Source organism: Paenibacillus sp. J31P190, assembly GCF_059692075.1.
Genome location: NZ_JCAUAS010000001.1, coordinates 592,576 through 616,947, shown reverse-complemented (window position 1 = coordinate 616,947; position 24,372 = coordinate 592,576). Strand labels below are relative to the sequence as shown.

Sequence of the window (24,372 nt, the reverse complement as noted above, 5' to 3'; positions counted from 1 at the left end):
TTGCACGATTGCAGCATGGGATCGAAAGAAATGCCACCTCCGACAAAAACTGTCTATTGTGATTTTAACTGCATTTGATAAGGTTAGTTCATTATTCCCCTCCAGGGCAACTGTAGTAATGGTACAATTGAAACAAAACAATGCGACCGAGCGGAGGTCCACCATGAGAACCAGCATATCCGGAAAAGCCATGATGATATATGGTATTGTATTCCTCTTCATCATCGCCCTGACCTTCTGGTTGTCCTATGCCGGCACCGTGGGCAGGCTGCAGAAGGACTTGCAGGATGCTAATCTTGCGCTGCTGAAGCAGGTTGATTCCAAGATAGAGGCTGCCTTTCGCCAGACGGAGAAGGATCTGCTCTCTATGGCCGAAGGGCTGGAATTTGTTTATTTTATGAATAACAGCTACAGTGATGACGGTCACAGATATAGCATCTACTACACATTGACAAACAGATTGAGGGAATTTATTTCAAATAATCCGAATTATTCCTCAGTCTTTGCGTATTCACATATCAGTGGCGACTTAATGACAGAGGAAACCTATTTAAAGCAAGCTTCGTCAGAGTTCAATTGGTTGGCCCAGTACCTGGATATGCCTGAATATTTTAAGTGGCTATCGACTCAGAAGGTATGGGATGGTCATGAGACCCAAGATGTGATTACCTTGGTCCGCAGCTTTCCTAGCCTTAGCAGTCCTGGCTTCAGGAAGGGTCTAATGGCTATAAGCATCAAAGAGGCTCAGTTGTCTCAGATGATTAAAGCGATCTACGAGGATGGCCACGCTGGTCAATTTTTCATTCTGGATGCGGAAGGAAATGTCGTCACTCATGATGATAAGAACCAGCTATACCGCAACATGAAGTCGCTGCCGTATATAGAGACGATATTAAGGGATCCAGACAGCGGATCCTTCAATGTGAAGCTGGACGGGATTCAGGAGTCAGTTTTTTACCGGACGAGCGAATACACAGGTTGGAAATTTGTCAGCATAATGCCGGAGTCCACGGTATTTGAGCCGATCAAGGTTACACGCAACCTGCTGCTCACTTTTGCCGTCGTGATGTTCTTTTTGGCATTGGCTGCATTATTTTATGTGAACCGCTGGACCTTTAAGCCGTTGGATCGTTTGGCAGGTAAGCTGTCCGGCGTGAACAAGCGTAGAGGGCAGGGAGCAGAGAGTATAGGACTCAGAAACCTGGAGCTTATATTCGATGAGATGGTTACAGACCGTGAGCACTTGGAACAGCATGTCAGGGATTCGAAGCCTATGCTCAAGTGGAAGATCATGATGGATGTATTGAACGGCAACCGTTCCGATTTCCATGCGATGTATCATCATTTGGAATTTTTGGGGATTCACATGTATTCGGAGCGCTTTATCGTGTGCACGGCTGAGATAGGCAAGGAGGGAGAACAGCTTGCCCCGCGGGACGAAACGTTGTACACCTATATGTTCTGCAATGTCGCGGAGGAGCTAATTCGAACCGAGCATGCGGGTTTGGCCATTGATTTGGGTGGTGGCCGGGCGGCTGTTCTTCTCAGCTTCGCAGAAGGTGATGCGGAGCAAAATCATTTGAGAACATTAGTCATACTTGAACTCATCCTTGATATCATGAAGAGGCAGTTTGGCTTAAGCGTAACGGTCGGAGTCGGCAAATGCCGCATGGAGATGAAAGAGATACCGAGCTCCTTCGATGAATCGCAGAAGGCGCTTCATTATAAGATGATCTTCGGCAAGCATTCAGTCATATCGGTAGACGACTTGCAGCCGCCGGACCGACAGGATTATTACAAACTTAGCCGGATGATCGATCCGGTGATGGAAGCCATGAGGCAAACAGATCGCGTCAAGATGCTCGCATACTTATCGGATACATTCCGTGAAGCGGTTGCGAGCAATCTTCCTCCGGAGCTGATCAGGCAGCTGTGCTACGATCTTGTGATGAAATCTTTGCAAACCGTCAAAGCCATTGGGATTGAGCCGGAAATATCGATGGGTTCCCTAAGCAGCTTCTATGACCGGATCGGGAAATGTGAGAACTGGAAGGATGCGGAGCGGCTAGTCGGAGATACGCTCGAAGGCTTGGTTTCACAAATTGAGGAAAAGCGCAATCAACGTGGGAAAAATGAGACGATCGAGCGAATGCTGGACTATATCCGAGAGCATTATCAGGAGTATGATCTGTCCTTAGACCGGTTGGCGGAAATGTTTCATCTCACTCCGCCTTACATCAGCAGACTGTTTAAGGATCACACGGAAAGCAATTTTATTGATTACATGATCGAGATTCGCATTAAAGCGGCAATGGAACTTTTGAAAGATAAGTCTATTAAAGTTAATGACGTTTCGGGAGCAGTCGGATATGCAAATACGAGAAGCTTCCTGCGCACCTTCAAAAAATATACAGGCTTAACGCCAACGGAGTATCGGGAACACATGTCGAAGCCTGTACCTTCGTAAGTCGCAAATAACGGGTATCACCTGCCGTCTGGTTGGGATACCCGTTTGTTTATGCGCGTTTGGAATGCCTTAGTACAACAATTAATGCCAGTATGAGAAAAATAAGCGGTAATGCCGCGGTGCTCATACCTTGACCTGATCGGACATGAGTTAGCATGGCGCCGGCCATTATAACTACAATAGTGCCAGCGGAGAAAAATGCGATGCGCGGCTTCCAGAAGCCAATAATTAGCCCAATCCCAGCCAATAATTCAATGGCTCCAACGACATACATGGCGTTTAAACCATACCCATAGGTTACTGTAAAAGCTTCCGCCTGCATGGGATTAGTGGATAATTTCAAAAGGCCAAACATTAAAAACGCTGCTGCCAGCAAACCTTGAAATAGGCGAGTCGTCCATTTCATATTAAAAAGAGACCGAAAGATAGCTGAGCGAGCCGACTTCATAGCTGTGATGAATCACTTGAACGGGACGTTCTGGGTCACCGCTGCCCATTGTAATAAAGAGCGGAATGAAATGCTCTGGTCTTGGGACAGCCATTCGAGCGTTCGGGGCTAAAGTGGCGTAGTCGAACAGCGCCTCCAAGTTCTGCGTTTGCATATTCTGAATGAGCCATTCGTCGAAATCAACAGCCCAAGCATCTGGCTCTTTGGCATCCCAATTGAGAGCTCGCAAGTTATGCACAGTAGCACCGCTTCCGATAATCAGGATATCCTCCTGATCGAGGCCGCGCAGTGCTTCGCCGATGCGATACTGCTCTGCAGGCGGCAAGTACGGATTGACGGACACTTGAATGACTGGGCATTCTGGTGATGGAAACATCCGTAATAGCGGAACCCAAGAGCCGTGGTCAAGCCCGCGCTGTGAATCCAAATTCACAGGGATACCTTTCGCTGTGAAACGGTCAGCGATCATTCGAGCTAGCTCCACATCCCCTTTGGCAGGATATTTGATTTGAAACAGTTCATCCGGGAAGCCGCGGAAATCGTAAATGGTGTCGTATACGTCATTGGTGGACGAAATAGTGAGTACCTCTGTTTCCCAATGAGCCGTGAAGATGACAATAGCTTTCGGGGAAAGCTTCTTGCCATAGTCGAGCAGGAATTGCGTGCAAGCTGTATCTTGAATAGCCATCATGGGAGATCCATGCCCTACAAATATAGGTGAAATCATGATAAAAACACTCCTTCAGAAATTACTTTTCTTCAAATTACTTAAATTCACTTAGTTACTTTATGTAACTGATATTACGTCAAAATATTAGTTTCGTCAAGTAACTAAATTACTTTTTGTAACCTTGTATATCCATGTCAACTTACTCTATAATAAATAGACATATAGAGGTGATAAATATGGAACGCAACTTATTGTGTCCTCGTTTCGAGAAAGCTGTAGAAATCCTCAGCAAGCGCTGGACATCGCTTATCGTTTTTCAATTACTATCAGGCCCGCAGCGGTTCATAAATATCGATCAGGCACTTCCGAATTTGAGCGGCAAGGTATTGTCGGAGCGACTGAAGGAGCTTGAGCATGAAGGTATCGTTAAGAGGGTAGTATTCCCAGAAAGTCCCGTTCGTATCGAGTATTCACTAACAGATAAAGGGTTGGCGTTGGCTCCGATTTTCGGTGAGATTACGAAATGGTCACAAGAGTGGCTGCCTGTTCAGGAGTAGGAAGTGCAAAAAAAAAGGTCATCCAACCTGTGGAATCAGCAGGGTAGATGTCTTTTTCGAGTAAGCGCGTGGTTCATTATGCGAATAAGGTAACTAAAGTTGCTTATTTTTCTTAATAGCCCCAGTTATGAGTGCTTAAGCAAGTTAGGCGTGCTTATTGTTGGCTAATACACCCTGGAAGTCTTTGTTTATTAGCTAATAAGCATGTCCTGAGGTCTTATATGACGAGATGCACTAATATTAGAATGAATAAACAAGCTGAACTTGCTTATTCATCTCTAGCTAAACTGCTTTTCGTAGAAGGCTCGGTTAGCTCCGATTTGTAATTCCCCCTAAAGTATACAGACCGCTCATCTCCTAGTGGAGAGAGAGCGGTCTGTATACTTTATTTTATTATTCGTGTTTCGTAGGATCGACTAATTCCAAAGCGGATAAAGCATTTCCGCCTTCCTCATCGTCCGATTCAACGAACCGTTTGAGCACATTTAACTTGTTTTCCCAATAGCGTTCATAATAGGATAGCCAACGCTTCAACTCCATAAGCGGTTCCGCCTCCAGCCTGTATCGGGTCTCGCGGCCGACTTTGCGTTCTTTCACCAACCCGGCATCAGCCAAAATGCGAAGATGCTTGGACACTGCGGTGCGGCTCATCGGGAAATGGCCGGAGATAACCGTTACAGGCATCTCTTGATCGCCGAGCAGCTGCAACACCTGACGGCGGGTAGGATCGGCGATCGCTTGAAAGACGTCATGCTTCTGCGAGGGGACTGCCATCTTAAGCCTCGACGTGAGCAGCCAGTTTCTTCGCCAAGCCAACCCAGCCCATTGACATGGTCTCGCGAACAACCGCGTGAGGTTGACCGAATTCCGTAACTTTATCCGCATCCCAGCCGGAGTGGATGAGAGTGAACTCCGTTTTGCCTTCTAAATCAGTCAATTCGAAAGTCAGAGACCAATCCTTGCCCCAAGCGAAAGACAAACGGTTCGGCGGGTCGAGCTCGGTTACTTTACAAGGGGATTTGCCAAAAGGTCCTGCTTCCAAGTGAAATTCATAGCCAACCTCTGGCTTGAAGTCATTGGGCATGAGCCAAGCTGCGATGCCATCAGAAGTTGCTACGGCATTCCAAACCTTTTGAATCGGTGCGTTAAAAACAAGTGTTTGCTTGATATCCGGCAATGTGCCTTGAGTCTGATTTTCCATAAATAAAAAGCCTCCAATAATTAATTTTTTTAGGATTTCGTTTTTACTTTACTCTTATGACGCAAACGCAGGGCCGACCATTTATCGTCCACCGCAACATTGCTTACAAGACGATAGTCCGTTTTCTCATCCATCAACTTCCACAGAATGTCACGGTTAATGTCGGTTTTCACCTTCGAGCTTTGCTTCGGATAGGTTATCCAGAACACAGCCTCTTCGTTCAAAAGGGCAATCGCTTTAGGTGCCCACTCTTCCACCTCAGCGGCATTGTTAACAAAAAGCTGAACAAAATCGTAGGTCCCATTCGGCACCTCATTATCCTCAATGCCAAGCTTATAGCCTTCAGGTGCCTGAAGAACGAGAGCTCGTCCTTGCTTGTAGCGCAGCTTCTTCAGCAATTCGTCCTGCATCGTAAGTCATTCCTTCCTATATGTCCTTTTCGTATTGTATCCAAAAGACTAGGTTTTCTAAAGGCATTTACAATACGAAACCAGATGGTTACACAAAGGATTATACGAAACCTTTTGGTTTCGTGTCAAGGGGGGGTATTAAGGGGGAATGCTGACTTAATGTTTCTGTTCTCTTTTTCAACAACTCTGAAATCATGGTATAGTTATCAAAAACAAGAGTGGAATAAAGGAGAACGATATGATACGTTTTGCTGTTATTGGAACCAACTGGATTACGGAAGAATTCATTCATGCTGCCCGCGAAACGGGGGAATTCGCCTTAACTGCCGTATACTCGCGTACAGAGGAGAAAGCTGCAGAATTCGCTCAGAAATTTGAGGTTTCTCATATCTATACAAGCCTAGAAACGTTTGCGCAAAGTAAGGAATTCGACGCAGTTTATATCGCGAGTCCGAACTCGTTTCACGCTGAATACGCGATACTTTGTATGAATCATGGCAAGCATGTCATCTGCGAAAAGCCTGCAGCATCCAATACCGCTGAGCTCTCAGCGATGATTAAAGCCGCACAAAGTAATAAAGTGGTGTTCATGGAAGCTCTCAAGTCCACACTGCTTCCTAATTTCAAGGCGATACAAGATAATTTACATAAGCTGGGGAAAATCCGCCGTTATTTTGCGAGCTATTGCCAATATTCCTCTCGGTATGATGCATATAAGCAGGGAACGGTCCTGAATGCTTTCAATCCCGCTTTTTCCAATGGCTCGATCATGGATTTAGGTGTTTATTGTATTTATCCGTTGGCGGTGCTTTTTGGCGCTCCTGAACGTGTACAAGCAAGCGGAGTCCTGCTGGAGTCGGGTGTAGATGGGGAGGGCAGCCTGCTGCTGAGCTACAATGAGATGGATGCGGTTATCATGCACTCCAAAATTTCGAGCTCCTACCTGCCTGCGGAGATTCAGGGTGAGCATGCGACGATGGTCATCGATAAAATCAACACGCCTGAAAAAGTTGAAATCCGCTACCGAGATGGTTCTGTGGAAGATCTAACGCGGGATCAAGCTGTAAGAACGATGCGATATGAAGCGGAAGAATTTATCCGGCTTATTAAAAGTGGAACATTGGAGTCCACGACGAACTCACATGCGAATTCCAGCATAGCCATGGCCATTATGGATGAGGCTAGAAGGCAGATGGGGCTTGTTTTCCCTGCGGATCGTAAGGCGGGACAGTTCGAATAAGTAAGGTAGTGAACCTTCCTTGCAAATAAATCAAAGCATGCCAAAGCACCACTCCGCTGCTAGTGTGGAAAGAATAACGGTTTACGCCGTTTTTGTGCAAGAGTGGCTATCAGGGTTGAGTAAGTTCGATACAGGCAAGCGATGTAAAGTGTGCTACAGGCAAGCGAAGTAAAGTGTGCTACAGGCATGCGAAGTTGTACTTTGTACAACAATAAGCAAGATAATCGTCGTTATCGTATCAATTGTTGCAGAAAATACAACATTTCCTCCCGGAATTAGCTCAATTGGGTGAAATACGGCGAAAATGTTGTACAACATACAACAACAGCAGCTTGTTGTGAAGAAATCGCCGAAATTGTTGTACGTTGTACAACTTTTGCCCATTAAAGCCGGTAAAGATTGAAATATAGAAAAACAAAATCAATCACAGAGTAAAATTCGTTTATTCATAGTCTCATTCATCAACACCGAGCTCCGAACGCCAAACACCAAACGCCAAACGCCAAACACCAACTTCAGCACCAGCACTAAAGCTGATACCCACAACAATTCATTCCCTACTCGCGGTTGCTTCACTTCTCCCTAATACCATCCTCTAATATGTTCAAATGTTGTCTCATAAGTAGCTACAACTACAAATGGGACAACCCTTTTTTCACAGATAAGAATTTATATGTTTTGGGGTGAGCGTAGCTTATCCCTTATTTATCTGAGTTGGGATTAAGGTCGAAATGCCTGGACTTGAGGGATTTGATTGGATGATATCCAATGATGTCTCATGACATTGGCGGTTGGGGTTAGTTTCATTGGATTTATACAGTGGAATATGTGGATATGGCTCTGAAGAGCTCGTTTTGGAGCATTCTGTTGGATTGACTCCAATGAAATGGGGTAACTAAGGTGAATGAGCTCGATTTGATTGTATTTTATCCAATGGAGCAAATGAGGGGAGATTGTCAATTATGCCCATGAACAAGATATTAACCGTAGGGAAATTGAAGTAGCGCTATCTCGTGGACCGGATCTCGGAGTATCTGAGGCTCATTGGGCCGTATGCCGAGATGCAGATGATAGAGGTTCCGGACGACAAGGCACTGGAGAACATGAGCCCTGCTAAGGTACTTGTGAAGTAGGGCTAGCAGCTGGCCTTCGTGATCGGCGGATCGCTAGTTATTGAGCGAGTTGCTGAGCCGTGTGTGGATACTGCCGCACCAGCTGATGCGGTTGGTGCTGGTGGAGCAGGCTTAATGAGTGATACGGATAATAGCGATGAACCATACAATAAGCAAGGCAATTTGTTGGATAAAATTGTATCGAAACAAGGATATGAATATAAGCAGATGCGCGTTAAACCTAAAAAGGACCGTCAGGATGATTCTTTCCTGACGGTTTTTATCATTCTATTCCAGAGACCCGGAAGGACTCCTTCCCGTGATGATAGGCCTTTTTGACGCTGATAACATGCGTTCCGAACGCTTTCGAATCAAATGATACATAATGCCAGCGAGGAGCCATACGCCTCCCATCCATAGGGCATCTTTGTCGATCAGAGACAGTAGATAGCCAATGAACCCGGCGCCGATCAACGGCATGACGAGAAAGAGGAACGTTTGCTTCGGCGAGCGCTGCTTGTCTTTGATGTATTTTTGAGCAATAACGGAGATGTTTACAAAGAAGAAGGCCGTCAATGCTCCGAAATTCACGAATTTCACAGCATTATCTAGCGATATAACAAGAGCGAGCAGAGAGACGACGCTGACGATCACGATGTTGGTAACAGGTGTGTTGAACTTAGGATGAAGGGAACCGAACACCCGCTTAGGAAGAACGGAATCGCGCCCCATTACAAAGAGGAGACGAGAAACGCTAGTTACTGATGATAAGCCTTGGGTGAAAATAGCGAGTATAAGCACGGTGATGAAGACAGAGCTAAGCGCGGCTCCGCCGACGAGCTTCACGATCTCGAAACCAGCTGAATCGATATCGACGAAGGTTAAATGTGGATAAACCAGCTGTGTCAGGAAAGACGGCACCAAGTATAGAATACTGGCTGCAATGATGATGATCATAATGGCCCGAGGGATCGTTTTCTCGGAGTTTTTGGTTTCTTCCGACATGGTTGTGACCGTGTCAAATCCCAAAAATGAGAAGCAGATCATCGAAGCTCCAGCAAGAATGGTGGAGAAGGGGACTTCGGTTTGCAGGAATGGCTGCAGGGGATGAACGTCCCCAGTGATACTGCGGAAAAGGAAAAAACAGAAAACCGCGATAAAAAGAATCTGAATCCAGACGAACAGCTTGCTGATATTTGCAGAAAACTTAATGCCAATAATATTTACGATGCCGAGGACGATATTGAGCCCAATGATCCAGACATACGCCGGAATGGACGGGAATTGTGCGTGAAGATAGATGCCGAAGGTAAGGCAGGCAATGATGGGGGAGAAGAAGTAGTCAAGAAGAAGGGCCCAGCCGACCAGGAAACCTAAGTAGGGATGGATGCTTTTCTTCGTATAGGTGTAAGCGGAGCCTGATGTGGGAAAAGATTTGGACATAACTCCATAGCTGTAAGCGGTGAAGAAGATGGCAACGAAAGCAAGCAGGTAAGCCTGCGTCAGCATACCGTGTGCATTCTCATAAGCAATGCCATAGATGGAGAAATAAATCATAGGCGTCATCCATGCCAGCCCCATGTAAACGACTTGAGACAGGTTTAAAGATTTGCGCAGTGTGATTTCTGATTTCATGATGTTGACACTCCCTTATCCTTGTTTTCTGGTGATCGTCCCGGGCGGGGCGTATATGCAAAAAAGCCAAGGAGATATCTATGAAACAGATATCCTCCCGGGCTTTTATCCCTCCGTGAACACAGGGTTAGCTGTGCGTTTTCTCTTGGTCCAGACCGAGCTGCTTGCACTCGCGGAACCCTAGAAAACCATGTATGTGATGAATCATTACTTACCTATTAGTGAAAATGGCGTTTTACTTGATCGTGTTAGATATTAGCTTTGTGTGTAAGTTAATATAACACATAGTTAATCTCATGAGAAGTATTTTTGATAAAACAAGGAATTAATCTAGAAGTTATTGACACATATCATCAACGATGTTATGTTTAGTAACACAAACGAATACGATTGTTTACTAGGGTTCCGCCGGTTATAACCGGGCTGGTCCGAGAGTAAACCGCTCTTGTATAAGGGCGCCACGGAAGGATAAAAACCTGGGAGATATCACCAAGACATTTGAGTCTTGTGATGTCTCCCTTTTTGTTTAACGACATGGCGAAGGAGATGGGTAGCATGGACAACATTTGGAGTAAAACAATAGGGCCGGGCGGCAAGTGGTCAGGAGCGATTGGTAGAGGGAAGTTGATTCGTTTTACGGCGCTGGAGGCGGGCGCGAATGTGTCTATACAAGTGTTCCACGCGAAGGATCTTACGGAGCGCTACAATATGCCGGATACGCTGAAAGCCCAGCATACAGCCCATTTGACACGTGGAAACGTACTGATGAGTGATAATGGCCGAGCATTAGTGAGCATTGTAGAGGACAGTATAGGTTGGCATGATCCGTTTAGCGGATACACAAGCCGTACGGCTACGGATGCCAAGTACGGGACGACGAATTTCCAAGAGCAGCGGAATGAGTGGCTGCGGAGCGGACAAGAGAACTTTGCGGTAGAGCTGGTACGTAATGGCCTTAGCATGCGCGATATGATGCCGGTTGTGAATTTATTTTCCAAAGTGTTTTGTGATGACGATGGGGATATGCATTTCAGCAGCACTCACTGCCCTGCAGGAGCGACGGTTACGCTGCGTACGGAACTAGATTGCTTGCTCGTCTTATCGAACACACCGAACCCGCTTGACCCAAGAACAACGTATCCATCCGTACCTGTCAAAATGGAGGTGCTTTCCGCATCGCCTGTGGGTGAAGATGATTATTGCTTGAATTATCGCCCTGAAAATCGCCGAGCTTTTGAAAATACATGGGAATATCACACGCTGTTAGGAGGAAATTAAATGGCTGTTTTTAATCGAGTAGAAAGCCCTCGCCTCACCCGGGATGCCATCTATAGCGAAGTTATTCAAGCGGGAGACGGTTGGATGCGCGTTTTGAAGCCAGGACAAGTGCTGCGCATTGTCGATCTAGAAGGGAATCAGGCGGCTGATACGCTATTTTATGATGCGGAGAATCCGGAAGATCATTATAGTGCAGTCGCGACGATTGCAGGCCAAAGCAATATTTATCTCAGCACAGGCTCTGTCCTTCGGGCAGAATCTGGTAAGGAATTGCTCAAAATCGTAGCCGACACCTGCGGGCGCCATGATACGGTCGGGGGTTCGTGCTCAGCACAAAGCAACACAGTACGCTACTCGCACGATAAATTGTCCATGCATAATTGTCGGGATACGTTTATGCTCCAGCTTGCTCAGCACGAAAGCGGAGCGTATACGAAGCGGGATTTGGCACCCAATATTAATTTCTTTATGAATGTGCCCGTCACACCTGATGGTGGATTGAAGTTCGATGATGGTGTTTCCGCTCCGGGTTGCTATGTAGAGGTCCAGTCGCTAGGCAGCTCTATGGTGCTTATAAGCAACTGTCCGCAGCTTAATAATCCTTGTAACGCCTATAATCCGACACCGATTCAGGTTCTTATTTGGGAGAAGTAAGTTCCTTTGCTTAAGAGGAGATAGATGGTCTACGAAATTCGAAGGGGTGTGGATACGATGTTTACTAAAGTGCTGATTGCTAATCGTGGCGCTATCGCTGTGCGCATTGAGCGTACTTTACGCAAGCTCGGGGTTGCGTCCGTTGCTGTATATACAGGGGCAGATCAAGATAGTTTACATGTGGATGGTGCGGATGAAGCTGTTCTGATCGGGGAAGGACCGGCGAAGGAAAGCTATTTGAATACAGAGTTGATTTTGAAAACAGCGCTGGAAACCGGTGTGCAAGCGATTCATCCCGGTTACGGCTTTCTGAGTGAAAATGCCGACTTCGCTCGTGCTTGCCGTGAGAATGGCATTGTGTTTATCGGCCCTACACCTGAACAAATGAAAATGTTCGGACTCAAACATTCTGCGCGGGAAATCGCTGAAAGGGCCGGCGTACCGATGCTGCCCGGAACACCGTTGATTACAGAGCTGGATGAGGCATTAGTTGAAGCTGCGCGTATTGGTTACCCTGTTATTCTCAAAAGCACAGCAGGTGGCGGCGGCATTGGGATGCGTGTCTGCGCAGATGAGGCTACTTTAAGAGCTGCTTATGATGGCGTACGTCATTTGGCAGAGACGAATTTCAAAAACGGCGGTATGTTTCTTGAAAAATATATCGCGAGAGCGCGTCACGTTGAGGTACAAATTTTCGGGAATGACTTCGGTGAAGTCGTTACGCTGGGTGAGCGGGATTGTTCCATTCAGCGTCGTAACCAGAAGGTCATTGAAGAAAGTCCGGCTCCAAGTCTGTCAGATGAAGTGCGTGAGGCGATGTTCGCTTCGGCGAAGCGTCTTGCTGCTGAAGTGGGCTATCGCAGTGCGGGTACCGTGGAATATCTTTATGACCCGGAAACGTGTGAGTTTTATTTCCTTGAGGTCAACACCAGACTGCAGGTTGAGCACGGTGTGACGGAAGAAGTGCTGGGCATTGACCTTGTCGAGTGGATGGTGCTTGAAGCGGCTAATGAGCTTACAAATATTCAATCGCTTATCCGTAAGCCGGTAGGGCACAGCATTCAGGCGCGGATTTATGCGGAGGACTGCCTCCAGCAGTTCCGTCCGAGTGCAGGGCAGTTGGATCGTGCTGTATTTTCGGATAAAGCAAGGAATGAGACGTGGGTTCGTGATGGTCTTACGGTCACAACCCTTTACGATCCGATGCTGGCTAAAATCATTATCCACGGTGTAGACCGTTTGGACGCCATTCGTAAATTGATCGAAGCGTTAGCGGAAACGCGCATGTATGGAATTACAACGAATCTGCAGTATTTGCAGGCTCTTCTTCAAGAGAAAGATTGCGTAGACGGGAACGTCTTCACGCAATTGTTGAATACGTTTGAGCCCGTGGAACGGGCTCTGGAAGTTATAGACGGCGGGATCCAAACCACTGTTCAGGACTTCCCCGGCCGCATCCGTCACTGGGATGTAGGTGTGCCGCCTTGCGGACCGATGGATCCGCTATCGTTCCGTATCGGCAACAAGCTGCTTGGCAACGCTGACGATGCCTGCGGATTGGAAATGACGCTGCGCGGAGGTTCTTATAAGTTCCGCAGCGACATGTGGTTCTGCGTCACTGGCGCAGATATGCAAGCGGAGCTGGACGGAACGGCTATTGTAATGTATAAGCCGATGTTTGCGGCTCGCGGTCAAGTGTTGAGCTTCGGCGAGGCGAAAGAAGGCATGCGTACTTATCTTCTAATCGGCGGCGGCTTGGATATGCCGAAAATTCTCGGCAGCTCCTCCACATTTACGTTGGGAGGCTTCGGTGGTCATGGCGGTCGAGCGCTGCGTACGGGAGATGTGCTGGGTGTGAATGAAGGCGGAAGTCCAGTTCAAGAGGCGGCAGAGCTTGATCTGGAGCATCGTCCTGTGATGACGCGAAAGTGGACGATCGGTGTGATCCCTGGACCTCATTGTACAGGTGAGTTTTTACATGCGGAGTACTTGGATCAATTGACGGAAACGAGCTGGGAAGTTCATTTTAACTCCTCAAGGACAGGGGTTCGTTTGAAAGGGCCTGCTCCGCTGTGGACGCGTGAAGACGGCGGGGAAGCGGGACTTCATCCATCCAATATTCACGATAATGCGTATGCTGTCGGTACGCTGGATTTGACTGGGGATATGCCTATTCTTCTGGGACCTGATGGCCCGAGTCTTGGCGGTTTCGTGTGTCCGGTGACGACGGCGTCGGCTGAATTTTGGAAGCTGGGTCAGCTTCATCCGGGTGATACCATTCGATTCCACTTGCTGACACTTCCAGAAGCAGAAGCTTTGCGCGATCTACAGGAAATCAATTTGCGTGCGATTGGTGAGGGGGATTTCGGACGGCTCGTGCTTGTACAGCCTCCTGTTGTTAATGAAGAGATTACGCCGGAGTATCCGCGTCTTTTTCATGAAACAGCTAATCGCAGATTTCCAATTACGATCCGCTGTTGTGGCGATCAGAATTTACTCGTTGAGTATGGCGAGCTTGAACTGGATTTGCTGCTGCGTTTCCAAGTGCAGGCTTTGATGCAAGCGATTGTGGAAAGCGGCTCGATTCCGGTGCTTGATTTAACGCCAGGGATTCGGTCCTTGCAAATTCACATCGACCCTTCGCAAATAACGGTAAGTGAAGCGTGTAAGAAAGTTGTTGAGATTGATGCAGCATTGCCTCCATTGGAAGAGTTCCGCGTACCATCGCGTATTGTTCGTTTACCGCTTTCTTGGGATGACCCGGCGACACAGCTGGCAATTCAGCGTTATCAACAAGGGGTGCGTCCAGATGCGCCTTGGTGTCCGAGCAACTTAGAATTCATTCAACGCATTAATGGTTTAGAGACAATTGATGATGTTAAAAAGATTGTTTATGACGCTAATTATTTGGTGCTTGGATTAGGTGACGTGTATTTGGGGGCTCCTGTAGCTACGCCTGTCGACCCGCGTCATCGCCTAGTTACAACGAAATATAACCCGGCACGAACATGGACACCGGAAAATGCCGTTGGTATCGGCGGTGCATACATGTGTGTGTATGGGATGGAAGGCCCGGGCGGTTATCAATTCGTAGGGCGTACCATTCAAATGTGGAATCGCCTGCGCTCAACGGAAAGCTTCAAGGCGGGTAAACCTTGGTTATTAAGGTTTTTTGATCAAATCCAATTCTACGAGGTCAGCGCTGAGGAATTGCTTCAATTACGTGAAGACTTCCCGAGAGGCCGATATGAAGCAGATATTCAAGAAACGACCTTTGATTTAGGAGAATATTTGCAATTCTTAAGCTCCATTGAAGAGAGTACGGAAACTTTCCGTAAGCAGCAGCAAATGGCTTTCAAAGAAGAGCGCGAGAGTTGGAAGGCGAAGGGATTGGCTGAGTACGTTTCCGAACAGGAGACTGTCAATGAAGGACCAGAGGATGAGCTGCCGGCAGGGACTGTTGCTGTACGCGGAATTATGCCGGGAAGCGTGTGGAAACTTCTTGTATCTCAGGGTGAACAAGTGAAGAAGGGTGATCAATTGGCAATTCTGGAAAGTATGAAAATGGAGTTCCCGCAGCATGCGCCTTGTGATGGATTTGTTTCTATGATTCAAGTGAAGCCAGGAGATCAAGTTCATGCAGGACAGTTGATTCTCGGTATTGCACAATCTGCTTAAGGAGAGAGGTGTCTGTAGATGGCTGAGACGAACAAGGTGGAAAAGATCGAACAGAATGAGATGAATGGAAAGAACGGAAAGAATGAAGAGAGCCGAAGGAATGAAAAGAATGAAAAGAATGAAAAGAATGAAAAGAATGAAAAGAATGAAAAGAATGAAAAGAATGAAAAGAATGGGGAGAATGAAAAGAATGGAAATAATGAAAAAAATGGGAAGATAAAGATGATTGAAGTGCCGAAGGAGTTAAGTATCTCTTGGCTCCGGGAAAAGTATCGGAATCTTGTATTGACTCCGCACGAAGTGATAGCGGCCATTGTGCAGCGATCTTCGGATGATGCGGGTATGAATATCTGGATTACACCGCCGACGATGGATGTCATTCAGCCTTATTTGGAAAGATTAAAATCGGTTTCTATGGCTGATGCGCCGCTGTGGGGAATTCCGTTTGCGATCAAGGATAACATTGATCTGGCTGGGGTGCCGACGACAGCTGGCTGCGCGGAGTATGCATACACGCCGTCGGAACACTCAGGCGTCGTGGAAAGATTGATTGCCGCAGGAGCGATTCCGGTCGGCAAGACGAACTTGGACCAATTCGCGACGGGGCTTGTCGGCGCGAGAAGTCCTTACGGTGACGCGCATAACGCGCTTCGCCCGGAATTAATCAGCGGCGGCTCGAGCTCCGGCTCAGCCGTCTCGGTTGCTCGCGGTCAAGCCGCGTTCTCGCTTGGCACAGACACGGCAGGCTCGGGACGCGTGCCTGCTGCTCTCAATCGATTGGTTGGCTATAAGCCGAGTCTCGGAGCTTGGCCGACCAAAGGGGTAGTGCCTGCCTGTGCGAGTTTAGACTGTGTAACCGTCTTCGCGCACAGCTTGGATGACGCGCTCGCCGTAGACGGCGTAGTGCGCGGGCTTCACGCGGATGACCCTTGGTCATGCAGTGTAACAAGGGAAGCGGCTAAGCTTCCGGCCAAAGTTTTTCTGCCGGAAGGTGAGTTAGGTTTTTATGGTCCGTATGCTTCGGAATACCGAGATGCATGGGATGCTGCTGTTGAGAAATTAAAGGGATTAAGCGTTAAATTGAACATCCCGGTTGAATATATTGATGTTACGTTGTTCGCCGAAGCGGCGGCAATTCTGTATGAAGGCCCATGGGTGGCCGAGCGATGGGCGGCCTTGGGCAGCTTCATCGAAGCGAATCCGGGCATCGCGTACCCCGTCACGGAAAAGATCCTCCGCTCGGGCTCCGCTGCCGAGTACGATGCCGCATCTGTGTTCCATGCGATGCATAAGCTGCAAGAGTTCAAGCTGGAAGCTCGCAAACTGCTGAAGGATGCCGTGCTTGTCATGCCTACCTGCGGGGGGACGTGGACGCGCGAGCAAGTTCTTGCTGACCCGATTAGCACGAATCGGGATATGGGACGCTACACAAATCATTGCAATCTGCTTGATTTGTGCGGGGTTGCTGTGCCGGCGGGTGATGCGGCACCGCAGACCCCTTTTGGCATCACGTTCTTCGCGCTTGCTGAAGAGGAGAGCTTGATCTGCGGCGCAGCCGAGCTGTTCGTGGCGGGTGCTGTTGACGCCGAACTGGAAGCGGCTGCTGAAGCGAGTGCGCCGCGTGTTGCGGGCTCGGCGGCGGAAGAGGTTGCCGTGGCAGCGGCGCCGACGACGCTAGTCGCGGTCTGTGGCTTACACATGCGCGGCTACCCGCTGGAGAAGCAAATGCTAGGCTGTGGAGCGCGGTTCATCCGTGAGGATGAGACCGCAGCGAAGTACAGCCTGGTGAAGCTGCCAACCACGCCGGCGAAGCCGGGGCTGGTCAAGCAGCAGCAGGGCGGCGCAGCCATCCTGCTGGAGGTTTGGGAAATGCCGCTGGAGGCATTCGGCGGCTTTGCTGCAGCGATCCCAGCTCCGCTGGGGATCGGGAAGGTTGAGCTCCGGGACGGCACGGAAGTCCCGGGCTTCGTTTGCGAAGCTTACGCGGCCGCGGGCGCGGAAGATGTAACAGCTTTGCGCACATGGCGCAAAGTGGTGCCTTTGTAACGGGCAAGTTGCGCCTACCAGCTGCTGAGTTTTGGCACGACTCTGAAGTGAATGCCAACACGTATCCAAAAGGACTTCCCCATTAGGGGAGGTCCTTTTGGGGCAGAGTTGTTCTTAACGGAACGACAAACCTCTAAAGTGGATGAAATGAGCTGAAAATTGAATTAGCGGAACGTGGAGGCGTTATCCGATGGAATTTGAGCTATTCGAAGCTAAAAACAACGCAATAGCGTCACTACGTTCCTCATATACTTGAATTAGAACAAAATTCGGGTAAATAGCGTCACTACGTTCCTCATGTGCTTGAATTAGAACGAAATCTAGGTAAATAGCGTCATTATGTTCCTCATGTGCTTGAATTAGGACAAATTCAGGTAAATAGCGTCACTACGTTCCTCATGTGCTTGAATTAGAACAAATTCAGGTAAATAGCGTCACTACGTTCCTCATGTGCTTGAATAAGAACATAATTCAGGTAAATAGCGTTTAGCGTCATTACGTTCCTCGTATACTTAAATGGCGTCACTACGGCGTAAATAACGTCTCCCGCTCTGCTCTTTATCGCATGTTGTATAAACCGCGTTCATAAAATAGAAAGGATGTTATGAGTTTGAAGGGGGATGCAATGATAAATAACGTATTGTTTTTCTCCGATATGGGGGTCGATGACGCTGTCGCTCTTATGTATGCTAGCTTTACGAAACTATAAGGCTATTGTGACGCAAAATATGAGTGATTCAATCAACAGGGTGGGAAAGGTGCCCCTCTTTAAATCAATTTTTGATGTTTATTACGATTTTTATAAGACATCTATGCCCCAACTTCAAGGTGCCCCGACGCATGACTTACTTCCCATGATGGCTCTTGTTAATCGACATATGTTCCAGTGGATGAGTCGACCGGTTCATGTTGTTACCCAAGAAGGAATCACGAGGGGGCAAAGTGTTGCCGATTTTCGACCCAATGCCACCGCCCAGCCGAATACAATAAGGATAGCGCTAGATTTGGACTATAGACAGTTTTATTGGAATTTTATGACTAACATGACAGATAAAAAAGGATAATCAATAGCTCCATAAGGGCTTGATTATCCTTTTTCTTTTTCTAATGCTGCCTCTAGATATTTCTTATGCTCTTTGTAACGGCTCAACTGGAGATTCAGCAGTAGCCTTGCTTCCTACGCTTGATCTTCTAAAAGATAAGATTGTAATGACCATGGCAATCCCGACGCCGATCGCTCCAATCCAAGTAACGGACGCCAAAGATATCTGACCAACTACGACGCCGCCAACGCCGGCACCAGCTGCCATGGCAAGCTGCATAACCGAGCTGTTAAGGCTGAGCATAATGCCTGAAGATTCGGGGGCTAATGTAACTAAATTATATTGCTGCGTAGGTCCGGACGACCAAGCGGCGAAGGACCACAAGATCAGCAAAGGAAATACGACGCTTGGTGAGTGTGCGGCTAAAGTTAACAAAATAAGGGTGATGACATGCAACAGCATACCCGATGTTAATGTTCGCTTAACTCCCCATCGATCCGTGCTGTAGCCCCCGAGCTTGGAGCCGATAAGGCTCGCTATACCGAATGCAAACAAGGCGGTACTTAGCGTTTTCTCACCCATACCGGTAATCGTTAAAAGATAGGGCGAAATGTACGTATAAGCGATTGAATAGCCGCCCAGCCAAAAGAAACTAACCGACAAGGCCATAGCTATTTTTGGATTTTTCAACAGAGCCAATTGTTTACGCAGCGGTATAGCCGCCTCTCCCTGTAAGGAAGGGATAGTTAGGGCGATAACGACCATTGCTGCTAGGCCAAGGGCGCCGATTCCGCCAAACACCATTTTCCAATCATATGAAGCGGCAATCATTCTGCCCAGCGGGACCCCGACGATCAAAGAGGCAGTGAAGCCCATAATGACAGTTGCGATCGCACTGGCCTGTCTTCCTTGAGGAGCAATCATGGCCGCGATGCTCAATGAGGTTACAACGACGACCCCGGCTCCAAGAGCCATCAAGACTCGAGCGCTGACGAACAGTCCGAATCCTGGCATGACAAAGGCCAATCCATTAGCAATGACGAATAAACCAAGCGCATAGAGGAGTAGTTTGCGCCGGTCCCAACCTGAGGTTAAGGCCATGATGATCGGAGTTCCGATCGCGTAGACGAGTGAGAAAACAGTAATCAGTTGACCTGCAGCCACTAATGAAATATCCATCGAGCTCGATATTTTATCCAGAATTCCCGCTATAATGAACTCGGATGTTCCGACTAAAAAACTAAGGAGTGCTAAGATGTAAATTTTCCATGTTTTTGACACTTTGAAAACCTCTTTCGTTTATATTTTTATATTTCTAGATTCATTGAAATATGAATTAAAAAAAATATATTTGCAGCAGTTATGAGTAGATATTTTTATATTTCTAAATATGTAGAAATATAAAGCGAAAAAATTAATTAAGCAAATAAGGTACGAATTTTTTAGCGTTTTCCCAATTCACGGTGAAGTATACGAAAGTTCCTTTTTTTTGGGAGTCCAGCAGCCCGCAGTCTGTTAATTGTTTCAAATGATGAGACAGTGTGGATAAGGCCACTGATTCCAAGCGGTTTTCAAGTTCTGCGGGGCATAAATTACTTTCTTTGATCAGGATCTCAAAAATTTTGTAGCGAGTAGGTTCGCCTAACGCTTTATGAACTTTCACCGCTTGCTTGGCTTCCAAACTGACATCAACCATCGTAGATTGCTCCTTTCTGTTGTTTCTATATTTATCGAAATAAGAATATCATGCCTCTGTGTAAAAGTAAATACCTGCGCGTTTTGCCTTGCAACCAGCGCAGTGGGCTTGTGCCGCTACATGCAATGCGACGAGAAAGAATGGACTGAGAAGCAGCTTTGTGCGTGAGAGCGCGGAAACCGAACTTTCAATTTGTGTGAACAGAAATAGGCTCGGAAACCGAGCCTAAAGTGCGCGAAATCCGTGATGCGGTCGGAAAGGTAGGCTGAGAAGCCGTTTTCCAATACTACTTAGCCATCAAAAACTCATTCGTATATAAATCCTTGACCGGGATGTCGTCCTTAATCATGCCGGCTTCTTTCATCTGGCTTACGAGTGTTTTCCAACGATCTTCGGACATATAGCCAACGCCGTGAGTTTTGGCGTCACCGCCGAAGATAAAATCTTTCGCAACAGCTTGCGCATCCTTCAAGTGTTCCACGTCGTAATCTTTGTTTACTCCGTTGAGTGCATTGTTCACTTCATCAGCATGAGCATAATAGTAGTCCCAGCCCTCGGTTGTTGCTTTTAAGTATCTTTTGATCAAATCTGGATTCTTTTTGATGAAGTCATCGGTTGCTATGACGACGTTGCCGTAGGGGTTATAGCCAAGGTCGGCATTGAGGAACCAAGCGACGTCGACACCTTGCTTTTTCAGGACGTAAGGTTCATTGGTAGCAAAGCCTTGCGTGATGGAGTCTTTATCTGCGCTAAAGCCAGCGAGGGAGCCAGTGTAATTTTGAACTTGGACTTTATCGAGTTTATATTTGTAGCTGATGTATTGCCAGAAGGGGAAACCTACAGCTGTGTATACTTTGCGCCCGTTCAAGTCTTCGATTTTCTTAATACCGGAGTCTTTGTGGTAGATGAGGTTCTGTGGATTGGTCTGCAAGTTGGCATAAATCACTTTAACTGGTATGCCTTCTTTGCGTGCTAGTACGACTTCGTCGGCATTAGCCATGGCGAATTGCACCTTACCTGAAGCGACTAGCTGAATGTTGGATACTTGTGGCCCGCCTTGCTGCAGAGTGACGTCTAGGCCTGCTTTCTCGTAAAAATGTGCGACCTGCGCGGCATAGTGTCCGCCCATTTCCGGTTGTGCGAACCAGCTCATCGCTTGGGTGACTTTATCTGGTTGCTTAGAAGCTGTTGTGGCCTTGGAGCTCTCTGCTGGCACAGTTCCGCTAGTTGATGTTGTTGTAGTTGCGGTTGTTGAACTTGTACCGGCTGTTGTACTTGTTGTTGCCGTTGAAGTTGAACCAGCTGTTGAAGCTTTATTGCTCGTTCCGCAAGCTGTGAGAAGGATGACCATGGCGATGGCGGCTGTACTGACCTTTGTTGTCTCCAGTAATTTCATTGAAATCTCCCCATTCTCTCTCGGTTATTTGCACTCTTAAAGTTACCTTTTAAATCTTCCAAGCACTCTGCAGTTGTCTCCCAGCAACTGGCACACCTCGAACGCTGACGATCTCACGTGGAGGGGCGGCAGCTACCGCATGCTCAGCATTTATCGCGTCAAGCAATATGAAATCTGCAGGGTCTCCTATCTGGAAAGCTGCTGCCGTGGAACCTAAGTAAGGATAAACGGAACGCAGCCGCTCATCGTCATTCCAGTGGTTCATGTCCGCCATTCTTCGGCCTCTAGCAAGTTGGTCGGTAAAGCCGAAGGGTGTCCAAGCATCCAAACCGGTATGGTCGGAGCCAACGTAGACTCTCACACCTTGCGAGGTTAATTGCGCTACGCGGGGCATCGCTGAATCGATAGGGACGCTGGTGATAATAGCAATGTCCAACGCGGCTAGCCGCTCAGCAACCGCCAAGGATTCAGCTTCTGACACTTGGCCTAGGCAATAAGCGTGACTGACCGCGACTTTGCCCCTTTTACCGCTTTGCTCGGTGTAGTCCATAATGCGCTCTAAGGTGAACAGACCCAGATGCCCGGGATCGTGCAAGTGAATATCGACTTCCGCGTCATGAGCGACACATAGCTCGAATATGGCACTCAAGCAGGCTTCGATATCCCGGTCAACGCCTGCGGGGTCAACGCCCCCAACGATAGATGCCCCTTCTTCGAGAGCTTGCTTGATGAGGCTAACCGACTGTGAACGGATTAATCCTTGTTGAGGGAAAGCAACGATTTCTATGTCCATCCTGCTTTTGAACTCTTCCTGCAGCCCTCGAACCATCTCCAAATGCGTCAGTCCAATCTCAGGATCGATGTCTACATGGACACGAAGTCTTGTAGTTCCGAAGGTCAGCATTTGCTGTAAAATGGCGCGCGCACGCTCCTTCTGCCCGCTTTTCATAGGCGCAAGCAGATCCTTTTCCATTTGAAATTGTTTGAATAATGAATCGACCTTTCCTCGTGAAATCCACTCTCGATCCGGGAAGGCTTTGTCCAAATGCACATGATAATCTTTAAAAGTAGGTAGCATCAGCATCCCTTGCGCGTTCCAGGTAATTTTCTCCCGCTCACTCGTTCCGGGAACGATTTGGGCAATGACGCCTTGGTCCAAATAGATGTCGTGCAGGCCTCCGTTAACATGAACGTTACTTAACCACTGCCCCATGAATGCTGCTCCTTTCATCCTAGCTCCAACTCTGCTAGTGCTTGCTAGTTTGCAAATAGTTTCGGAAAAGAAAGGCCAATTTTAAGCGCAGTACATCACTCATTTTTTTGAAGTCCATCTGCAGGATGTCAGCGATTTTCTCAAGTCGATAAGAGACTGTATTGCGATGAATGAATAAAAGTCGGCTCGTTTCATTAATGGAACCGTCATATTCGAGGTAAACTTCGAGCGTTAAAGCCAGCTCCTGATCAATATGCTTGTTATTGCCGTAGATGGGTTCTAGAACGTAATTGTAGTAGCTGCGCATCGCTTCCTCAGAAAGGTGCTGGAACAAAGAGAAGAGCTCGATAGATTCATGATGCAAAACGGTTTGGTTCATACGCAGCCTGTGGGCCACGCGGCTAGTTTCCAGACATTCATTATAGGCGTCGTACACCAGCTCCGGATGAGCCTTGGCTCGACTAACCCAGCAATTCAAGCCTGAAACGGAAGTTCTTGTTGTTAAGCTAGATAGGCAGGTTGTAAGGGCGGCGATGAATTCTTTCTTATGGAACAACTGCTCCTCCGGTAAGGCGAAGATCGAAAGCAATCCATCGGCGATATAGAGGTGCTCAGACTCATAATGCTGCATCATGGGGTGATAAATGAGCTCCTGACGCACTTCATTCAACAGCCTTTTGGCAGTTGGATGCTCGGGTGGGACTGTTGTGAACACGCACTGATAAGTGCTGGAAAGCACACTGAAGTGATAGCTCTTGCAGCTTTTGATAAAATCATGAAAGGAAAGCTCTCTCCCGAAAAAGTCCGTAAACACTTGACTAAGCGCATGCTGCCGAGAGGGATCCTTGCTCTTTTGAATATCCAAACCAAGATGATACGTTAATATTTCGGCCGCTTGGTGAAATAAGGCTTCCTCTTCTTTGAGCGTGAGCGGAGAATTCAGATACACTTTGAAAAAACCGGTGCAGCCTTGAGGGTCCATCAAAGGAATGCGAAAGCACCGCGTATCTCCGAAACCCTCCCATTGCACGGTTTTGTGCCATGGCCACTGATGCAGCAGGATTTCTTCCGCCCACGAGGTGTTATGAAATAAGACATTTCCACTGTGTCCGAACACGGCAATGGGCTGCCCCAAAATACCCGAAATCATATGAAAAATATCCGACGATTCCTTATGTCGCAGTGCAAACTGCATGAGCTGCTTTTGTTTTTCCAGAATGGTTTGCAGTTTTTTGGTCGTTTTGGAGTGTTCGGCGTTGAAGAGGGCATCCATCTGATCGGAAAAGGTGAATTCATACGGCAGCTCAAGAATGGGGATATCTAATCGATTCGCTTCATCGAACAATTCCTGTGGAATTTGAGCCCAGTAGCGGCCTACCTTGATGCCGAGGCCAGCGCCGCCGCGCTCGTCTAACATGCGTAATAGTGTTAAAGCCACTTCCAGGTGGTCCTTCATGGCGAAGGCGGTGGTAAACAGCATCTCGCCAGACTTGACCCAATCGCCGGCATCGGGAGCATCCATCACATTGACGGATCTTAAAATCCGGGACACGCCTTTCTGCCCAGCGACCAGCTTCGCATGAGATAACGGGTAAATCGTTAGCGCTTCTTCGACGGTCAGATGCATC

At 47.7% G+C, this 24,372-nt stretch carries 20 protein-coding genes and 2 riboswitches; of the genes, 9 read left to right on the top strand and 11 right to left on the bottom strand.

Features of this window, described 5'->3' with window-relative positions:
- The first annotated feature begins 163 nt into the window (after positions 1 to 163).
- Positions 164 to 2,467 carry a helix-turn-helix domain-containing protein gene (locus AC58U0_RS02555; RefSeq protein ID WP_497377478.1) on the top strand — a complete coding sequence of 768 codons (2,304 nt, stop codon included), beginning with the start codon at positions 164 to 166 and terminating at the stop codon, positions 2,465 to 2,467.
- Positions 2,468 to 2,516: 49 nt separating this feature from the next.
- Here AC58U0_RS02555 and AC58U0_RS02550 read toward each other — a convergent pair whose 3' ends face one another.
- Both AC58U0_RS02550 and AC58U0_RS02545 read right to left on the bottom strand, forming a co-directional pair.
- The gene (locus AC58U0_RS02550) at positions 2,517 to 2,873 is read right to left on the bottom strand and encodes a DoxX family protein (RefSeq protein WP_497377477.1); all 357 of its coding nucleotides are present in this window, start codon (positions 2,871 to 2,873) and stop codon (positions 2,517 to 2,519) included.
- Between the two features lies 1 nt (position 2,874).
- Positions 2,875 to 3,642 carry a DODA-type extradiol aromatic ring-opening family dioxygenase gene (locus AC58U0_RS02545; protein WP_497377476.1) on the bottom strand — a complete coding sequence of 256 codons (768 nt, stop codon included), beginning with the start codon at positions 3,640 to 3,642 and terminating at the stop codon, positions 2,875 to 2,877.
- 179 nt (positions 3,643 to 3,821) lie between these two features.
- Here AC58U0_RS02545 and catR point away from each other — a divergent pair, with 179 nt between their 5' ends.
- Positions 3,822 to 4,142 carry a catDE operon transcriptional regulator CatR gene (gene catR / locus AC58U0_RS02540; RefSeq protein ID WP_057304017.1) on the top strand — a complete coding sequence of 107 codons (321 nt, stop codon included), beginning with the start codon at positions 3,822 to 3,824 and terminating at the stop codon, positions 4,140 to 4,142.
- A gap of 393 nt (positions 4,143 to 4,535) precedes the next feature.
- On the opposite strand, the gene AC58U0_RS02535 is transcribed toward catR, so the two are convergent.
- The 3 genes from AC58U0_RS02535 to AC58U0_RS02525 are packed head-to-tail and all read right to left on the bottom strand — an operon-like array spanning position 4,536 to position 5,753.
- Positions 4,536 to 4,916, bottom strand: coding sequence for an ArsR/SmtB family transcription factor (locus AC58U0_RS02535; RefSeq protein WP_261302958.1), 381 nt, complete (start codon positions 4,914 to 4,916; stop codon positions 4,536 to 4,538).
- Between the two features lies 1 nt (position 4,917).
- Positions 4,918 to 5,343 carry an SRPBCC family protein gene (locus tag AC58U0_RS02530; protein WP_497377475.1) on the bottom strand — a complete coding sequence of 142 codons (426 nt, stop codon included), beginning with the start codon at positions 5,341 to 5,343 and terminating at the stop codon, positions 4,918 to 4,920.
- A 29-nt stretch (positions 5,344 to 5,372) separates the two neighbouring features.
- The gene (locus AC58U0_RS02525) at positions 5,373 to 5,753 is read right to left on the bottom strand and encodes a hypothetical protein (protein WP_497377474.1); all 381 of its coding nucleotides are present in this window, start codon (positions 5,751 to 5,753) and stop codon (positions 5,373 to 5,375) included.
- A gap of 238 nt (positions 5,754 to 5,991) precedes the next feature.
- Here AC58U0_RS02525 and AC58U0_RS02520 point away from each other — a divergent pair, with 238 nt between their 5' ends.
- Positions 5,992 to 6,993 (top strand): Gfo/Idh/MocA family protein, encoded by a 1,002-nt coding sequence (locus AC58U0_RS02520; RefSeq protein ID WP_497377472.1) that lies wholly within the window; start codon positions 5,992 to 5,994, stop codon positions 6,991 to 6,993.
- A gap of 1,151 nt (positions 6,994 to 8,144) precedes the next feature.
- Positions 8,145 to 8,444, top strand: a complete 300-nt coding sequence (locus AC58U0_RS02515; protein ID WP_497377471.1) for a hypothetical protein — start codon at positions 8,145 to 8,147, stop codon at positions 8,442 to 8,444.
- Here the strand turns inward: AC58U0_RS02515 and AC58U0_RS02510 are convergent.
- Positions 8,394 to 9,740 carry an APC family permease gene (locus AC58U0_RS02510; RefSeq protein WP_497377470.1) on the bottom strand — a complete coding sequence of 449 codons (1,347 nt, stop codon included), beginning with the start codon at positions 9,738 to 9,740 and terminating at the stop codon, positions 8,394 to 8,396. The two genes, AC58U0_RS02515 and AC58U0_RS02510, sit on opposite strands and share 51 nt — an antisense overlap.
- 92 nt (positions 9,741 to 9,832) lie before the next feature.
- A riboswitch (guanidine-I (ykkC/yxkD leader) is annotated at positions 9,833 to 9,935 on the bottom strand.
- A gap of 191 nt (positions 9,936 to 10,126) precedes the next feature.
- Positions 10,127 to 10,225: riboswitch (guanidine-I (ykkC/yxkD leader) on the top strand.
- Positions 10,226 to 10,295: 70 nt separating this feature from the next.
- Here AC58U0_RS02510 and AC58U0_RS02505 point away from each other — a divergent pair.
- The 5 genes from AC58U0_RS02505 (at position 10,296) to AC58U0_RS02485 (ending at position 18,460) form a co-directional block, all read left to right on the top strand.
- Positions 10,296 to 11,018: an urea amidolyase associated protein UAAP1 gene (locus AC58U0_RS02505; protein WP_497377469.1), complete on the top strand. Its 723-nt coding sequence runs from the start codon at positions 10,296 to 10,298 to the stop codon at positions 11,016 to 11,018.
- Positions 11,019 to 11,672, top strand: coding sequence for an urea amidolyase associated protein UAAP2 (locus AC58U0_RS02500; protein WP_497377468.1), 654 nt, complete (start codon positions 11,019 to 11,021; stop codon positions 11,670 to 11,672).
- A 57-nt stretch (positions 11,673 to 11,729) separates the two neighbouring features.
- Positions 11,730 to 15,350, top strand: coding sequence for an urea carboxylase (gene uca, locus AC58U0_RS02495; RefSeq protein ID WP_497377467.1), 3,621 nt, complete (start codon positions 11,730 to 11,732; stop codon positions 15,348 to 15,350).
- A gap of 222 nt (positions 15,351 to 15,572) precedes the next feature.
- Positions 15,573 to 17,396: an allophanate hydrolase gene (atzF, locus tag AC58U0_RS02490; RefSeq protein ID WP_497377677.1), complete on the top strand. Its 1,824-nt coding sequence runs from the start codon at positions 15,573 to 15,575 to the stop codon at positions 17,394 to 17,396.
- A gap of 665 nt (positions 17,397 to 18,061) precedes the next feature.
- Positions 18,062 to 18,460, top strand: a complete 399-nt coding sequence (locus tag AC58U0_RS02485) for a nucleoside hydrolase (protein WP_497377465.1) — start codon at positions 18,062 to 18,064, stop codon at positions 18,458 to 18,460.
- 63 nt (positions 18,461 to 18,523) lie between these two features.
- Here AC58U0_RS02485 and AC58U0_RS02480 read toward each other — a convergent pair whose 3' ends face one another.
- The 5 genes from AC58U0_RS02480 to AC58U0_RS02460 form a co-directional block, all read right to left on the bottom strand.
- Complete coding sequence (locus AC58U0_RS02480; protein WP_497377464.1) at positions 18,524 to 19,720, bottom strand: MFS transporter; 1,197 nt, start codon at positions 19,718 to 19,720, stop codon at positions 18,524 to 18,526.
- Positions 19,721 to 19,853: 133 nt separating this feature from the next.
- Complete coding sequence (locus AC58U0_RS02475; protein ID WP_497377463.1) at positions 19,854 to 20,135, bottom strand: ArsR/SmtB family transcription factor; 282 nt, start codon at positions 20,133 to 20,135, stop codon at positions 19,854 to 19,856.
- Positions 20,136 to 20,421: 286 nt separating this feature from the next.
- Complete coding sequence (locus AC58U0_RS02470) at positions 20,422 to 21,531, bottom strand: ABC transporter substrate-binding protein (RefSeq protein WP_497377462.1); 1,110 nt, start codon at positions 21,529 to 21,531, stop codon at positions 20,422 to 20,424.
- Between the two features lie 49 nt (positions 21,532 to 21,580).
- The gene (locus AC58U0_RS02465) at positions 21,581 to 22,744 is read right to left on the bottom strand and encodes an amidohydrolase family protein (protein WP_497377460.1); all 1,164 of its coding nucleotides are present in this window, start codon (positions 22,742 to 22,744) and stop codon (positions 21,581 to 21,583) included.
- Positions 22,745 to 22,778: 34 nt separating this feature from the next.
- Positions 22,779 to 24,371 (bottom strand): PucR family transcriptional regulator, encoded by a 1,593-nt coding sequence (locus AC58U0_RS02460; RefSeq protein ID WP_497377459.1) that lies wholly within the window; start codon positions 24,369 to 24,371, stop codon positions 22,779 to 22,781.
- Position 24,372: the final 1 nt, after the last annotated feature.

What these genes read in the sequence shown, in the direction of transcription:
- AC58U0_RS02520 (WP_497377472.1), top strand. Translation starts at nt 5,992, where the DNA reads ATGATACGTTTTGCTGTTATTGGAACCAACTGGATTACGGAAGAATTC.
- AC58U0_RS02510 (WP_497377470.1), bottom strand. Translation starts at nt 9,740, where the DNA reads ATGAAATCAGAAATCACACTGCGCAAATCTTTAAACCTGTCTCAAGTC.
- AC58U0_RS02485 (WP_497377465.1), top strand. Translation starts at nt 18,062, where the DNA reads ATGACGCTGTCGCTCTTATGTATGCTAGCTTTACGAAACTATAAGGCT.
- AC58U0_RS02535 (WP_261302958.1), bottom strand. Translation starts at nt 4,916, where the DNA reads ATGGCAGTCCCCTCGCAGAAGCATGACGTCTTTCAAGCGATCGCCGAT.
- AC58U0_RS02460 (WP_497377459.1), bottom strand. Translation starts at nt 24,371, where the DNA reads ATGCATCTGACCGTCGAAGAAGCGCTAACGATTTACCCGTTATCTCAT.
- uca (WP_497377467.1), top strand. Translation starts at nt 11,730, where the DNA reads ATGTTTACTAAAGTGCTGATTGCTAATCGTGGCGCTATCGCTGTGCGC.
- AC58U0_RS02475 (WP_497377463.1), bottom strand. Translation starts at nt 20,135, where the DNA reads ATGGTTGATGTCAGTTTGGAAGCCAAGCAAGCGGTGAAAGTTCATAAA.
- AC58U0_RS02500 (WP_497377468.1), top strand. Translation starts at nt 11,019, where the DNA reads ATGGCTGTTTTTAATCGAGTAGAAAGCCCTCGCCTCACCCGGGATGCC.
- AC58U0_RS02545 (WP_497377476.1), bottom strand. Translation starts at nt 3,642, where the DNA reads ATGATTTCACCTATATTTGTAGGGCATGGATCTCCCATGATGGCTATT.
- AC58U0_RS02550 (WP_497377477.1), bottom strand. Translation starts at nt 2,873, where the DNA reads ATGAAATGGACGACTCGCCTATTTCAAGGTTTGCTGGCAGCAGCGTTT.
- AC58U0_RS02505 (WP_497377469.1), top strand. Translation starts at nt 10,296, where the DNA reads ATGGACAACATTTGGAGTAAAACAATAGGGCCGGGCGGCAAGTGGTCA.
- AC58U0_RS02555 (WP_497377478.1), top strand. Translation starts at nt 164, where the DNA reads ATGAGAACCAGCATATCCGGAAAAGCCATGATGATATATGGTATTGTA.
- atzF (WP_497377677.1), top strand. Translation starts at nt 15,573, where the DNA reads ATGATTGAAGTGCCGAAGGAGTTAAGTATCTCTTGGCTCCGGGAAAAG.
- catR (WP_057304017.1), top strand. Translation starts at nt 3,822, where the DNA reads ATGGAACGCAACTTATTGTGTCCTCGTTTCGAGAAAGCTGTAGAAATC.
- AC58U0_RS02530 (WP_497377475.1), bottom strand. Translation starts at nt 5,343, where the DNA reads ATGGAAAATCAGACTCAAGGCACATTGCCGGATATCAAGCAAACACTT.
- AC58U0_RS02525 (WP_497377474.1), bottom strand. Translation starts at nt 5,753, where the DNA reads ATGCAGGACGAATTGCTGAAGAAGCTGCGCTACAAGCAAGGACGAGCT.
- AC58U0_RS02465 (WP_497377460.1), bottom strand. Translation starts at nt 22,744, where the DNA reads ATGGGGCAGTGGTTAAGTAACGTTCATGTTAACGGAGGCCTGCACGAC.
- AC58U0_RS02470 (WP_497377462.1), bottom strand. Translation starts at nt 21,531, where the DNA reads ATGAAATTACTGGAGACAACAAAGGTCAGTACAGCCGCCATCGCCATG.